This window comes from Planktothrix rubescens CCAP 1459/22 (assembly GCA_904830895.1).
Classification (GTDB): Bacteria; Cyanobacteriota; Cyanobacteriia; order Cyanobacteriales; family Microcoleaceae; genus Planktothrix; species Planktothrix agardhii.
The window spans coordinates 4,110,390-4,125,519 of the sequence record LR882958.1 but is presented as its reverse complement, the minus strand read 5'-3'; the positions used below and the strand labels follow the sequence as shown (position 1 = coordinate 4,125,519).

The 15,130-nt window shown below is 37.9% G+C and carries 13 protein-coding genes; 11 read left to right on the top strand and 2 right to left on the bottom strand.

Going from position 1 to position 15,130, the window contains the following annotated elements; translation table 11 throughout:
• Positions 1-26 precede the first annotated feature (26 nt).
• Positions 27-665 (bottom strand): histidine phosphatase family protein, encoded by a 639-nt coding sequence (locus NMG86_RS18930; protein WP_026785625.1) that lies wholly within the window; start codon positions 663-665, stop codon positions 27-29.
• 396 nt (positions 666-1,061) lie between these two features.
• Here NMG86_RS18930 and NMG86_RS18925 point away from each other — a divergent pair, with 396 nt between their 5' ends.
• The 8 genes from NMG86_RS18925 (at position 1,062) to NMG86_RS18890 (ending at position 12,220) form a co-directional block, all read left to right on the top strand.
• Positions 1,062-3,470 (top strand): phosphoketolase family protein, encoded by a 2,409-nt coding sequence (locus NMG86_RS18925; RefSeq protein WP_026796259.1) that lies wholly within the window; start codon positions 1,062-1,064, stop codon positions 3,468-3,470.
• A gap of 262 nt (positions 3,471-3,732) precedes the next feature.
• Positions 3,733-5,154, top strand: a complete 1,422-nt coding sequence (locus tag NMG86_RS18920; protein ID WP_026785627.1) for an AAA family ATPase — start codon at positions 3,733-3,735, stop codon at positions 5,152-5,154.
• A gap of 1 nt (position 5,155) precedes the next feature.
• Entirely contained in the window at positions 5,156-6,172 is a 1,017-nt protein-coding gene (locus NMG86_RS18915) for a DUF4435 domain-containing protein (RefSeq protein ID WP_026785628.1), read from the top strand.
• Between the two features lie 202 nt (positions 6,173-6,374).
• The gene (locus NMG86_RS18910; RefSeq protein WP_026796258.1) at positions 6,375-6,872 is read left to right on the top strand and encodes a DUF1269 domain-containing protein; all 498 of its coding nucleotides are present in this window, start codon (positions 6,375-6,377) and stop codon (positions 6,870-6,872) included.
• 200 nt (positions 6,873-7,072) lie between these two features.
• Positions 7,073-8,251 (top strand): transaldolase, encoded by a 1,179-nt coding sequence (locus NMG86_RS18905; RefSeq protein ID WP_026785630.1) that lies wholly within the window; start codon positions 7,073-7,075, stop codon positions 8,249-8,251.
• A 112-nt stretch (positions 8,252-8,363) separates the two neighbouring features.
• Positions 8,364-10,847, top strand: a complete 2,484-nt coding sequence (gene glgP, locus NMG86_RS18900; protein WP_043939090.1) for a glycogen/starch/alpha-glucan family phosphorylase — start codon at positions 8,364-8,366, stop codon at positions 10,845-10,847.
• A 169-nt stretch (positions 10,848-11,016) separates the two neighbouring features.
• Positions 11,017-11,595, top strand: coding sequence for a Uma2 family endonuclease (locus tag NMG86_RS18895; RefSeq protein WP_026785631.1), 579 nt, complete (start codon positions 11,017-11,019; stop codon positions 11,593-11,595).
• A 58-nt stretch (positions 11,596-11,653) separates the two neighbouring features.
• Positions 11,654-12,220, top strand: a complete 567-nt coding sequence (locus NMG86_RS18890; protein ID WP_026785632.1) for a Uma2 family endonuclease — start codon at positions 11,654-11,656, stop codon at positions 12,218-12,220.
• A 51-nt stretch (positions 12,221-12,271) separates the two neighbouring features.
• On the opposite strand, the gene NMG86_RS18885 is transcribed toward NMG86_RS18890, so the two are convergent.
• On the bottom strand, positions 12,272-12,901 hold the full coding sequence (locus tag NMG86_RS18885) for a class I SAM-dependent methyltransferase (RefSeq protein ID WP_026785633.1): 630 nt from the start codon (positions 12,899-12,901) through the stop codon (positions 12,272-12,274).
• A gap of 97 nt (positions 12,902-12,998) precedes the next feature.
• On the opposite strand from NMG86_RS18885, the gene hemH reads away from it, so the two are divergent.
• The 3 genes from hemH to NMG86_RS18870 all read left to right on the top strand — a co-directional run bounded on the left by hemH (position 12,999) and on the right by NMG86_RS18870 (position 15,042).
• Positions 12,999-14,162, top strand: coding sequence for a ferrochelatase (gene hemH, locus NMG86_RS18880; protein WP_026785634.1), 1,164 nt, complete (start codon positions 12,999-13,001; stop codon positions 14,160-14,162).
• A gap of 221 nt (positions 14,163-14,383) precedes the next feature.
• Positions 14,384-14,620 carry a type II toxin-antitoxin system Phd/YefM family antitoxin gene (locus tag NMG86_RS18875; protein ID WP_026785635.1) on the top strand — a complete coding sequence of 79 codons (237 nt, stop codon included), beginning with the start codon at positions 14,384-14,386 and terminating at the stop codon, positions 14,618-14,620.
• Positions 14,617-15,042, top strand: a complete 426-nt coding sequence (locus NMG86_RS18870; RefSeq protein WP_026785636.1) for a type II toxin-antitoxin system VapC family toxin — start codon at positions 14,617-14,619, stop codon at positions 15,040-15,042. Before NMG86_RS18875 ends, NMG86_RS18870 begins: the two co-directional genes overlap by 4 nt.
• The last annotated feature ends 88 nt before the right edge of the window (positions 15,043-15,130 follow it).

Sequence of the window (15,130 nt, the reverse complement as noted above, 5' to 3'; positions counted from 1 at the left end):
ATTAACAGAGAAATTAAATTTGTGTTCTAAGTCCCAATAGAAGACCGTAAAGTTTCATCTAAATGACAACGATCCGCTAAAGTATGTAATAACGGCCCGCGAGAAGATAATTCTACTATACTAACAGCCCCCGTCGGCATAGCAATGCGATCGCGAAATCTACCAATATCAATTCCTAATAATTCACATAACATAATTCTAATCGTGGCTTTATGGGATACAATTAGAATATTACCCGATGGATAACGTTCTTCAATTTCTTGAATCACCTGGGAAGAACGGCGAACAATATCAATTCCTTTTTCCCCTCCCGTCGGTGCATTCCAACCCGGATCAGTTAACCATCTAACATAATCATCATGGTAATTTTCATTAACGGTTTGGGGAAGTTTTCCTTCCCATTCTCCATAGGCAATTTCTTTTAAACCTTCTCGAAATTGCATTTCTAAACCCACTACATCACACAACGGGTTAGCTGTTGCAATAGTTCGTTTCATCGGACTAATAAATACAGCCGTCCAAGGTAAATTCTGATAAGATTGGGCAAATTGCTCGGCCATTTTTAAGCCATTTTCGGTTAATTCGGGATCTAAATTTCCACAATAACCCCCTTGTTGACTATAGGTGGTTTCTCCATGTCGTAGAAAATACAATTTAACAGTCATAATTTTGATAAAACAATAGAATTCATCCTAACCCCCTAAATCCCCCTTTTTAAGGGGGACTTTGAGTTCAAGTTCCCCGCTTATTAAGCGAGGGATCTCTTTTGCATAAAAAAGGGGGGTAGTTTAATTTTCAGTTAGCTTAACATATCAGATTCTCAAAAAGTCCTTAACTTTTTATAATTTAATCTTAATCTTCTATTAATATTTTCGATCTGGGAGCAAATATTAAAAAAATAGGAAGAATAAAAATATAATATCTCTAAATTCAAAAAGCCGTGCTATCATTTAAAGCAATTTTGACATGAGGGTATCGTTCAAACAGCAAACAGCAGTTTAACGATATCTTAATGATCTCAATTCTTGAAAAACTAAAAACCTTTATAACAGTCAGGACTTATGGTATCTGCACCAGATAGACCCATGGAGACGAGTAACCCTCTGAGTGAGGATGAACTGCGTAAGATTGATGCCTACTGGCGAGCTTGTAATTATCTAGCCGTTGGCATGATTTATTTACGAGAAAATCCTTTGTTAAAAGAATCCCTAAAGCCCTCAGATGTCAAACATCGGCTGTTAGGACATTGGGGTTCCAGTCCCGGGTTGAGCTTTATCTACATTCACCTCAACCGACTGATTAAAAAATACGACCTGGATATGATTTATCTAGCTGGCCCAGGTCACGGTGCACCCGGGGTATTAGGCCCGGTTTACTTAGAAGGAACCTATTCAGAAATTTACCCCAATATCAGCGAAGACGCCGAGGGGATGCAAAAATTCTTTAAACAGTTCTCGTTTCCTGGTGGTATTGGGAGCCACTGTACCCCAGAAACCCCCGGTTCCATCCATGAAGGGGGCGAGTTAGGATATAGTTTATCCCACGCCTACGGTTCTGTATTTGATAACCCCGGCTTAATCTCCGTTTGTGTAGTGGGAGACGGAGAAGCTGAAACCGGAGCTTTAGCAACTGCTTGGCATTCTAACAAATTTCTGAACCCGATTCGGGATGGGGCCGTATTGCCTGTTCTGCATTTGAATGGCTACAAAATCGCTAACCCCACTATTTTATCGCGGATTAGCCATGAAGAATTGGAAGCCTTATTTAAAGGTTATGGCTATAAACCCTATTTTGTCGAAGGGTGTGACCCCGCATTGATGCACCAAAAAATGGCAGATATCCTGGAAACAGCCATTTCTGAAATTAAAGCCATTCAAGCTGAAGCCCGGTCAACGGGAATTGCTAAACGTCCCCTGTGGCCGATGATTGTATTGCGGAGTCCCAAAGGCTGGACTGGCCCAACGGAGGTCAATGGCCATAAAGTTGAAGGTTTTTGGCGGTCGCACCAAGTGCCGATGGCTGATGTCACCACCAACCCCACCCATCTCAAGTTATTAGAAGATTGGATGCGGAGTTATAAGCCCGAAGAACTGTTTGATGCCAATGGCCGTTTAATTCCTGAACTGAAGGATTTGGCCCCCAAAGGTACAAAACGAATGAGTGCCAGCCCCCATGCAAACGGGGGTGTGCTGCGTAAAGACCTGCGATTGTCGGACTTTCGGGACTATGGTGTGCCTGTGGAATACCCCGGTAAGTCCGAGGTGGAAAATACCAACCCCCTAGGAAAATTCCTCCGGGATGTGATGCGAAATAATCTGCAAAATTTCCGCGTATTTGGCCCCGATGAAACGGCTTCTAATCGCTTAAATGCGATATATGAGGTCAGTAAAAAAACCTGGATGGGGGACTTTTTACCAGAGGATTTAGATGGGAGTGAACTGGCAACCGATGGCCGGGTGATGGAAATCCTGAGTGAGCATACCTTAGAAGGATGGTTAGAAGGCTATTTACTCACCGGACGTCATGGATTTTTCCATACTTATGAAGCCTTTGCTCACGTGATTGATTCGATGTTCAACCAACACGCGAAATGGTTGGATATTTGCCGAAATGAAGTGTCTTGGCGATCGCCAATTTCTTCTTTGAATATTCTCCTATCTTCAACGGTTTGGCGTCAAGATCATAACGGGTTTAGTCATCAAGACCCGGGCTTTTTAGATGTGGTAACAAATAAAAGTGCCAGTGTCACCCGGATTTATTTACCACCCGATGCTAACTGTTTATTATCCGTTGCCGACCATTGTTTAAAGAGTACCAATTATATCAATGTGATTGTGGCAGATAAACAGAAACATCTGCAATTTTTGACAATGGATGAAGCCATTAAACATTGTACAAAAGGGATTGGAATTTGGGAATGGGCCAGCAGTGATGACTGTGGAAAAGATCCTGATATTCCTGATGTAATTATGGCGGGTTGTGGTGATGTGGCGACGATGGAATCTCTCGCAGCTACGGCAATTTTACGCGAAGAAATTCCAGATCTAAAAGTTCGATTTGTCAACGTGGTGGATTTATTTAAGTTACAACCCGATACGGAACATCCCCACGGTTTATCCGACCGAGATTTTGATAGTTTGTTTACGACAGATAAACCAATTATCTTTAATTTCCATGGCTATCCTTGGTTAATTCACAAGTTAGCCTATCGTCGGAAAAATCACGCGAATATGCACGTCAGAGGCTATAAAGAGAAGGGGAATATTAATACTCCTTTAGAGTTGGCAATTAATAACCAAGTTGACCGTTTTAACCTGGTTATAGATGTAATTGACCGAGTGCCTAAATTGGGTTCGGCGGCGGCCTATGTCCGGGAACGGATGAAAAATGCGATCATCGAAAATGTCAATTATGCCCATGAACATGGCATTGACAAAGATGAAATAGTTGACTGGAAATGGCCGTTTTAAGTTTCTGAGGGTTAATTTAACCCTAGAACTCCTGATTACATCCTAGATTAGATCCCCCTAAATCCCACTTTTTAAGCGAGGGTTAGGGGGATTGAATATTAAGTTCTGCTAAAACCTAGATTGTCCGTTCGCTTGACTTTGTATGGTAATCTGCTGTAATGTATTGTTTAATATACGGAATATAAGGACATTTTATACAATCTAAGTTGTGACAACAATTTTTTAGCAAAATTTTAAATACTCTCATAAACACAAAAAGATTATGTATATACGAAAAATTGAAATTAAAAATTTGTGGGGAAAAGATTTTTCATGGATACTTAATAAAGACGTAAATGTTTTGATTGGCAAAAATGGTTCAGGGAAATCAACAATACTAAAAATGCTTAACGAAGCCGTATTGCCAATTGAAGACAGTAAATTAAATTTTAGGTTATTTGATCCTATAGATGAGATGATCATTGAGTTAGAAAATGATGTTGTTATCAAAATTGATAGTGAAAATAGAAGTATAACAGGGCTGAGGGAAGGTAGTGAATACAAATTGAATACAACATGGGTTAGCACTTTTGATGTAGTTGAAAAAAGTTTAAATCCAAATATCACATTACTTGATCACCAAATTGATAAGTTAAAACAAGAATTTGTTACTTACCAAAGAGATTTATCAAATCAAGTTGAAGAAGCATTTAAAGAAAATGATGATGAAACAAGACGAAATAAATTAGATAGAATTAAAGATATTTATGAGCCAAAGAAAATATTTATTGATATCCTAACTAAACTATTCAGCGATACCGAAAAAATTTTTGATGAGAAGGAATTTCACTTTCTAAAACCAGGTATTCAAACACCAATTTTACCGGAAAATCTGTCATCTGGCGAGAAACAGATACTGATTATCTTATTAAAAACATTACTTCAAGACAGAAAAAAATATATTTTATTAATGGACGAGCCAGAAATATCATTGCATATTGATTGGCAAAGGAGTTTGATTGAACACATAAGACAAATCAATCCAAATTGTCAAATTATTATAGCGAGCCATTCACCAACTATTTATTATCAAGGCTGGATTGAAAAAATCACAAGAATTGAAGAAATTAAATCAACTTTGGATTCAGCAATAGAAAGTCCTACAATTACAGAAAAAACTACACAATTAGAAGGGCGTGTACAAAAAGTAAAAAGTGATTTTACAAGTTTTTCAGGAAGTCCCTTAGCTAAACTTTATCAATTTAATCGCCAAATCAATACATATACTTCTTTTACAAAAGATGAATGTGTTAAATTGTTGAGTTTTCTTCAAGAAAATCAGATTTACCCAGATGTAATAACATTTACTACTCTGATCTCAAAACTCAATAGTTATGCAGATGCAAAATATATTTTTGATTTAATGGAAGCAGAAACTTATACTCAATTATCTCATGTGAAGCCTAATGATATAACACTTAACACTTTAATTAAAAAAGTTAGTACAGTTAAAGAAGGTCTTGAACTTATTCAAAATGTAAGTGCCAACGAAAAACTGCAATTGTATCCTGATATTATAACTTTCAGCACCTTGCTTGGGAAAGCAAAAAATACGAATGAAATTAAATCACTTGAAGAAGTGCGAAACTATTATGGAGTAAAAACCAATGATATTTACTTAAATAAATTAAATTTTAAAAGGTAACATGATTAAAGATCAGAATTATAAAGATATTGCTGAAAGAATGAAAGCGGATGCCTTTCACATAGGGTGTGATCTTTCTGTATTGGTTGAAGATATTTATGATGAAAGATTTTGGGAGTGTATTATTGAAAATGTCAAACCGAATTTAAAAGATAAAATTGATTTCCCGAATCCCACGCCAAAAGGGACACGAGGAAAAGATATTTTGAAAAAGTTTAAAAATTTTGTTGATAAAAAATTTATTATTTGTGTTGATAGTGATTGTGAATATTTGTACGAAAATAATGCTTGGTATATTGCTGAGTATATTTACCATACTTTTGTTCATAGCAAAGAAAATTTCCAGTGTAATCATATATCATTAAATGAAATATGCAAGGATTTAAGAATAAAAAGCTATGATTTTAAGAGTTTATTTGAAAATATTTCTCGCAACATTTCTCTTATATTTTACTTGTGGTTATACTTCAAAGAAATTAAATGCAATGAATTTGATCATCTGATAAATAATACAGAATTTGAAAAAATCTTGAGTTTTGAAGGTACTCAATTTGATTATATTGGAGATGAGAGTATTTTATATCAAAGTATTAGAGATAGAGTGGATAGTAAATTACAAACTATTAAAAGTCAAATGGGTGAAATTTGGTATAACTCAACCGTTGAGAATGATATTCCTGCAATAAAAAAACGGTTAACCGAACAATATTTGATAGATGAAGAAGAAATTTTAGAATTTTGCTATGGACATGGTGTATTAGAAAAATTTGTTGAACCCTTTATGGTCAAACTGATTGAAATATTAAAAGATTTAAAAATAGATGAGATAAAACAGACTCTAAGCCAAGCATCAAAGGAGGTTATTGAAGACACAATCAAACGAATTGAAAATAATTATGCAAAACAAAATATTCCAACCAAATTGAATGACAGTTTTAAGTGTCTGGTTGTTGATAGTAATTTTGACAATAAACAGATGCAAAAAATCAAGGAAAAATTAGCTAATGAACTGAATTAGTTAGTTCTCATTTAATGAGAGTTATATTGAACTAATGGTACTTGGACATTTTCTTGCCCCTTTAGGCGCAGAAAATGCTTCTGGTTAAGGTAAAAAAATCGATGGTTTTGATATTAACGAAGTTATTGAAGAATTTCTGAATGAGACACCGAATCTAATTTTGTGATAGAATTCTAAGGTAAAATTTTATGATTCATTTACAATGAGTGACTTAATTGCGATCGCCTACGATGACGAATACAAAGCCGAAGAAGTCCGTCTGACTTTGATTAAATTACAAAAAGAACATTTAATCGAATTAGAAGACGCGGCGGTGATCGTCAAAAATGCCGAAGGAAAAATCAAACTCAAGCAAGCCGTTGATTTAACCACTGCGGGTGCAGTCAGTGGCGGATTTTGGGGTTTATTAATTGGGACATTATTCCTTAGCCCCCTGTTGGGTGCAGCCGTGGGAGCCGCTGCTGGAGCCGCCAGTGGTGCTTTAAGTGATATTGGGGTGGATGATAAATTCATGAAATCCCTAGGGGAAACCTTACAACCGAAAACCTCTGCCCTCTTTGTATTAGTGCGGAAAGTCACCCCCGATAAAGTCTTAGAAGAAATCGCCCCCTATGGTGGAACAGTGTTAAGAACTTCTTTAACTAAAGATGAAGAAGCTCAACTACAAGAAGTTCTGAGTACCCGAGGCGTGTCCGTTTAATTCAATTTTTTAATCCCATTTGATCGGATTAAATTCCAGGGTTAATAGGTAGAATTATCAAAAAATTTTGATGGGTGTGTGGCCGCTGGGTGACGCACCCATTTTTCAGTCATCAGTAATTAGTAAATATTTAGACTGTTGATTAATTAAATTTGCTATACTCTGTTGTGATTAGCGACCTAAATAGAGGACGGAAAACAATGGGACAAACTCTACTCGAACAACTACGGGAAATCACCGTTGTCGTGGCGGATACCGGAGATATCCAAGCCATTGAGATGTATACCCCCAGAGATGCAACCACCAACCCATCCTTAATTACTGCCGCTGCCCAAATGCCCCAATATGAAAGTATTGTGGATGATACCCTCAAAAAAGCTCGTCAGGATTTGGGAGGGAGTGCAACGCCTGCTGAAGTGGCAAATTTAGCTTTTGAAAGGTTAGCCGTTGCTTTTGGATTAAAAATATTAGCCATTATTCCCGGGCGCGTCTCCACGGAAGTCGATGCTCGGTTATCTTATGATACGGAAACCACCATTGCTAAAGGTCGTTATATTATTGAGCAATACGAAGCGGCTGGGATTTCCCGCGATCGCATTTTAATTAAAATTGCCTCAACTTGGGAAGGGATTAAAGCAGCCGAAGTCCTAGAAAAAGATGGGATTCATTGTAATTTAACCCTATTATTTGGCATTCATCAAGCGATCGCCTGTGCAGAAGCTGGAGCGACCTTAATTTCTCCCTTTGTCGGCCGGATTTTAGATTGGTACAAAAAAGACACTGGACGAGATTCCTACCACCCCGCAGAAGACCCCGGCGTTTTATCCGTCACCCAAATTTATAACTATTATAAAAAATTTGGCTATCAAACAGAAGTGATGGGGGCAAGTTTCCGTAATATTGGGGAAATTACCGAGTTAGCCGGATGTGATTTATTAACAATTTCTCCCGCCCTCTTAGAAGAATTACAATCAACAATTGGCGACCTTCCCCGCAAACTCAATCCCGAAACCGCCGCCAGTTTAGACCTAGAAAAAATCTCCATTGATCAAGATACCTTTAACCGAATGCACGCCGAAGATCCGATGGCTTCGGAAAAATTAGAAGAAGGAATTAAAGGGTTTTCCAAGGCCTTAGAAGCCCTAGAAAAATTCTTAGCTGAACGTCTAGCTCGTTTAGAAGGAGAAGAAGTAATTAGTCACGCGGCTGAAGATATTTTCCGCGCCTATGATTTAGATGGCGATGGCTATATTACCCGGGAAGAATGGTCAGGAACAGACGCCGTATTTGATGCCCTCGATCAAGATAATGATGGTCAAATTACCGCCGAAGAAATGGCCGCCGGGTTGGGGGTATCCTTCAATTTAGCCCCGGTTTAAATACCCAAAACTTGAGGAAAAACTGTAGAGGCGTGCCACGGCGCGTCTCTCTCTACTGTATGTTTATTCAAGTTAAACAATCTCTCCCCTCACGGGTAATAATTATACTAATATGAGTCCATTAATTCCCGATTCTATTTTCAACTCTCTAATGGCTGATTATTCTGAAACAGCACCCGCTTTAGAGGATTTACAACGAGAGTTTACAACTAACTTGCTCTATCTTCAAGGTCAATTACCCACCACCGCAACCCCCCAAGAATTATATCAAGCATTAGCCTATACTATTCGACAGTTTTTAATGCCCTCCTGGGTGAAAACAACTCAAAATTATTCCCAAAATAAAGTTAAACAAATTTGCTATTTTTCTACTGAATATGCTTTAGGATCTCATTTAGCTAATCATCTGATCAATTTTAATTTATGGGAACCTTTAAAACAATCCCTAGAAGCCTTTAACTTAAACTTACAAGACTTAATTGATCAAGAAATAGAACCCAGTTTAGGCTATGGAAATGTTGCCCAATTACCTATTGATGAATTAGATTCTCTGTCTACCTTGAATCTGCCCGCTATTGCCTATGGAATTCGTTATGAATTTGGTAGTTTTGATCAAGAAATTTATCACGGTTGGCAAGTCGAAAAGATTGATAAATGGTTGCGGTATGGAAATCCCTGGGAAATTGCCCGTCCCGAGGCTACGGTAAATGTGCAGCTAGGGGGTTATACGGAAGCCTATTATGACCAAAAAGAACGCTATCGGGTGCGTTGGATTCCCCAGCGTTGCATCAAAGGAGTTCCATATCATACACCGATTTCCGGTTATCAAAGTCATACTGTTAATACCTTAATATTATGGAAAGCAGAACCGATTGTTTCCTATAATTCTCAGGATTTTAATATTGGGGATTATTATGGAATTGTTCAGGGAAAACCATTCGTTGAATTACTCACAAAAGTATTATATCCCCATGATGAAAAAATTCAACAAAAACAACTGCGTTTAGAACAACAATTCTTTTTTGTCTCCTGTTCTCTCCAAGATATGATTCGGAATCATCTGGCAACTGGAGAAAATTTAGAGACATTTCATCAACACTATTCTATTCAACTCCATGATACGGCTAGTGCGATCGCGATCGCAGAATTAATGCGATTATTTGTTGATGAATATAGCTTAGAATGGGAAAAATCCTGGTCTATTACTAGACAAACCTTTACCTATCTTAACCCAACTTTATTACCGGAAGTTCAGGAAAAATGGTCTGTGGGATTATTAGGAAGTTTATTACCCCGTCACCTAGAAATTATCTATGAAATTAATAATCGATTGTTAATTGGAGTTCGCAGTCAATATCCGGGGGATTTTAATAAATTATCTCGACTTTCTTTGATTGATGAAACCGGAGAAAGATATGTTAGAATGACTCATTTAGCTTGTATTGGAAGTTATGCGATTAATGGAATTTCTCTCTGGCAAACCGAAGGTTTAAAACAATCAATTATTCCTGATTTTTATGAATTAACACCGGAAAAATTTAGAGCAATTAGTAGTGGTATTACCCCTCGGCGTTGGTTGGTTTTAGCCAATCCCCCTTTGGCCGAATTAATTACCTATAAAATTGGCAATAGCTGGATTAAAAATTTTGCGGATTTGCATCGTTTAGAATCAGAATTAGATCAGGTAGAATTTCGTTTAGCTTGGCGAAATATTAAACAGGAAAATAAACGAAACCTGGCTAGTTATATTCAACAAAATTGTGGGATTACGGTAAATCCTGATTCTATTTTTGATATTCAAATTGAACGAATTCAAGAATATAAACGTCAACATTTGAATATTTTAAAAATTATTACCCTCTACAATCGAATTCGGAAAAATCCCGATCAAGATTATGTTCCCCAAACCTTTATTTTTGCAGGGAAAACCGCCCCCGGTTATGTGATGGGGAAATTAATGATTAAATTAATTCATGCGGTGGGTGAAGTGATTAATTCCGATCCGGTGGTTGGCGATCGCTTAAAAGTTGTATTTATTCCGAATGTTAATCAAACTTTAAGTCAATATATCTATCCCGCCGCCGATGTCTCCGAACATTTAGCAATGGCTGGGAAAAAAGCCGGGGGAATTGCAATTTTGAAACCTGCTTTTAATGGAGCCTTAACATTAGGAATTGTAGATGGAGCTAGTGAAGAATTACGCCATGCAGTGGGAGCAGAAAATTTCTTTAATTTTGGATTAAGTTTAGCTGAAATTGAAGTTTTAAAAGCTAAAGGTTATAATCCTTGGAGTTATTATCATGAAAATGAAAGCCTACGAGAAAGTATTGATCAAATAGCGTCGGGTTATTTTTCCCAAGGCGATCCGAATCTGTTTAAAACCTTAATTGATGCCCTATTATATCACGATGAATATATGGTTTTTGCTGACTATAAATCCTATATGGATTGTCAAGATAAAATCAGCCAAACCTATCGAGATTGGGAAACCTGGACGAGAATGTCTATTTTAACTGTCGCCCGTTTAGGTCGTTTTTCCTCTGATGGAATTGTCCAAGCCTATTGTCAAAATGTTTGGAATATTAATCCAGTTTAGGATAATATCAATTTAAGGGCTTGCTAGAGGATATTTTAACAAAGATGAGATTAAGTTAATTTATTGGTCATAAATTATAGGTAATATTTTGTTAAAAATTATTGCAAAAACTTGACTTAACACCGCCTTGAAAACTACTATTGTATATCCTCAGTATTAGGAGGGAAAAATGATTACTTCAGAACCCATCATTTTAAGTTTTAAAAATGTCACCTTCAGCAACGAGCAATTTTATCAACTTTGCCAAGATAATGAAAATTGGCAACTCGAACGAACTGTCAAAGGAGAATTAGTAATTATGCCCCCTGTTGGTGGAGTCAGTGGTAATCGAGAATCAGATTTAAACGGCGAACTTTGGTTTTGGAATCGTCAAACTCAACTAGGGAAAGTTTTTAGTTCTTCTACTATATTTCGCTTACCTAATGGTGGCGATCGCTCTCCTGATGTGGCTTGGGTGGCTAAGGAACGTTGGGAATTACTAACAGCAGAAGAACAAGAAAAATTTCCCCCAATATGTCCTGATTTTGTGATGGAATTGCGTTCTCGCACTGACTCCCTAACCCAACTCCAAGCAAAAATGCAGGAATATCTTAACAGTGGTTTGCGCTTAGGTTGGTTAATTAATCCCCAAGAACAACAAGTAGAAATATATCGTCCTAATCAAGCTCTTGAAATCGTCAAACTACCCACAACTTTATCAGGAGAAAATGTCTTACCAGAATTTATTTTAAACTTACCTATTTTTTGATTGTTTTGCTTATTGACTACCAAATTCACCTTAAAATAACCATAGGAGTCTATTCAAAATGGTTCAATTATTAACTAAAACCTATTCCTTTGAAGAATATTTAGCTTATGACGATGGCACGGATAACAAATATGAATTAGTTAATGGAGAATTAAAACTTATGCCTACTGCCAGTGGTTTTCATGCTTTGATCTTACATTTTATCTTTAAGATTTTAGAACAAGAAATTGACAACATTAAACAGCAGTGGAAAGTAATGCCTGGTACAGTAGGAGTAAGAACAGCTAAAAAGAAATCAAGGATTCCTGATTTAGTCATTTTATCAGAAAGTCAATGTCAAGAACTCCGAAAAATGTCCGCCGCCGTTTTGGAAGCACCTCCCCTTTTAGCAGTAGAAATTGTTAGTCCGGGTAATTCTGATGATGATTACCGTTATAAGCGTTCTGAATATGCGGTTAGAGAAATTCCTGAATATTGGATTATTGACCCAAAAACAGAAAAAATCTCGGTTTTATTATTAGTTTCTGGTTTTTATGAAGTTACAGAATTTACAGGTGAACAGGAAATTAAGTCTTTACTTTTTCCTGAATTAAAGTTGACATCTAAACAGGTTTTTCAGGTATAAATTTTGTTATTTATAGCAATTGCCACATCAACCCTATTTCTCCTTGTATTTCTATACAGGTTTAACCCCATGAATTACTTGTAAACTTCCTCCAGCATAAAGTTTAGGGAGATTGACATTAAAGCCAATTTGTGATAATAATTGAACCAAATCTGTTTCTAACAATTGCCAAGCCGTTTCCGTTTCAAATAACCAGAGAAACATGGCTACCCCCGGCCAAAATATCGGATTAGTTGGGGAATGGAAATCAACCAGGGTAAAAATCCCTCCCGGTTTCAGAACGCGGTAAACCTCATTAAGAATTTGCTGCAACTGTTCGGGGTTCATTTCGTGCAGGGCGGCGCTGGTGTGCACCAGGTCAAAGCTGTTATCGGCAAAGGGCATATTTTCCGCAAAGGCTTCAACATATTTTGCTTGAGGAACATTCCTCTGGGCGCGTTTGAGGGACAACGGAGACCCATCTAAGCCCGTGACATCCTGGGAATATTCCACTAAAACCGCCGTTGCTTGTCCACTCCCACAGCATAAGTCCAGAACTTTAGTTTCCGGTGTCAGGGTTAACCCCGTTAAGGGTAACTTCCGAAACCGATGTTCACCGCCCACGCTCAAGGCTGCCAGTCGGGAAATGGTATCATAGAGCCATTGATAGCGGTAACTTAAACTTCTGAGAATAGTTGCCATGTTAAGAACAATTTTTATAAATTAAAAGATCGACTAACCCACAAGGACAATATATTGTTAAGATAGTTAACAAATCTTAGGATAGGAAGTATCCGCTATGGGACGAGTCGGAGTCTTACTGCTAAATCTGGGCGGGCCAGAGCAACTGCAAGATGTTCGCCCCTTTTTGTACAATCTATTTTCAGACCCAGAAATTATCCGTTTGCCCTTTGCTTGGATGCAAAAACCTCTGGCTTGGATGATTTCAACTTTGCGCTATCAGAAGTCCCAGGAAAATTATAAGGCGATCGGGGGCGGTTCTCCCCTGCGGCGAATTACGGAAGAACAAGCCATTGCCTTACAAGGGTCTTTACAGGAAAAAGGTCACGATATCCGGGTGTATGTGGGGATGCGCTATTGGAACCCATTTACTGAAGAAGCGGTGGCCAAAATCAAACGGGATCAAATCGAAGAATTAGTTATTTTACCTTTATATCCGCAATTTTCAATTAGTACCAGTGGTTCTAGTTTTCGAGTTTTAGAAAAACTTTGGGAACAAGATCCCAGTTTACAAAAAATTGATTATACAGTAATTCCTTCTTGGTATAATCGTCCGGGTTATTTACAAGCAATGACGGAATTAATTGAGCAGGAAATTGAACATTGTGATCATCCTGAACAGGTGCAAATTTTCTTTAGTGCCCACGGTGTTCCGGTTAGTTATGTCGAAGAAGCTGGAGATCCCTATCGGGATGAAATTGAAGGCTGTACGGCGGCAATTATGCAGACCTTAAACCGTCCTAACCCCCATGTTCTCGCCTATCAAAGTCGAGTTGGCCCCGTGGAATGGTTGAAACCTTATACGGATGAAGTTATTCTTGAATTAGCCAAAGAAGGCGTTAAAGAATTAGTCGTGGTTCCGATTAGTTTTGTATCTGAACATATCGAAACTTTAGAAGAAATTGATATGGAATATCGAGAACTGGCTGAAGAAGCTGGGATTGAAAAATTCAATCGAGTTCCGGCATTAAATACCCATCCGGTGTTTATTAATGATTTAGCAGAAATGGTTATAGAAGCCTTAAATGCTCCTAATATTAAGTTCTCCGATGTCGCACACCCCGGCAAAAAAACCAAGATGTATCCTCAAGAAAGTTGGGAATGGGGACTCACCACCACCGCCGAAGTTTGGAATGGTCGGTTAGCCATGTTAGGAATGATCGGCATATTAATAGAAATTATGACCGGACAAGGCCCCTTACATTTCATTGGGTTGCTGTAAACGGGGTTTTGGCGTTTGGCTGTTGTGGGTTGGCGGTTGATAGTTTATCTATAGCAACCGCCTTAGTTTAAGAATAATCACCATGATCGAGTTCTTGCCTTATCTGATGAAATATCTTGATAGGGCTGTGCGATCGCATTTAGGAATATTATGGGTGAGAATTGAATCTTGTTGCGGAACCTGGCCCTACTTATAGCTTAGATCACGCTTTGGAGAGCATAATGTTAAAAATTAGTGTTGAAAACTTAGGAGACAACTTGAAAGCTCTCTTAGAAAGAGTAGCTCAAGGTGAAGAAATCATCTTAGTTGATGGGAGTAGAGAAGTTGCTAGACTTGTTCCACCAAAAACAAGACAAGAATGGGTATTCCAAAGAAAAAGATTTCGAGACTCTGTACTCTTGACAGGTGAATCGTTGAGGGTGACAATTATTCAAGCCAGAGAAGGAGAACGGTATTGATTTATTTAGATACGAGCGTGTTAGCTGCTTTTTACTGGCCAGAAGCACTCAGCGAAATAATAGACGATTTATTAAGCAATGAACCAGAACCCGCATTGAGTCAATTAGTAGAAGTTGAATTATTTTCGGCACTCTCTCGACGGGTGCGAATGGGAGAGATTTCTCAGGGGGATGCAAGAACAATTTCAGCCCATTTCCAATCGGATTTAGACGATGGTTTTTATCATTATTTAACGGTTGAAACTGTTCATTATAAATTAGCGCGTGATTGGATCAGTAGATTTGATATTCCTTTACGAACTTTGGATGCTTTGCATTTAGCGATCGCATTTTCTTATGAAATTTCTCTAATAACAGCAGATGAAGGTTTAGCGGCGAGTGCCAAGGTATTAGGAGTTCCAATCCTAATTTTAAGACTTTAGCGGGATCACTTTTATTGTTTGAATACAGGTTAATAGTAAAAATGCGATCGCTTCAACGATCCTCGCCTTCAAAAATAGCGATCGCCTT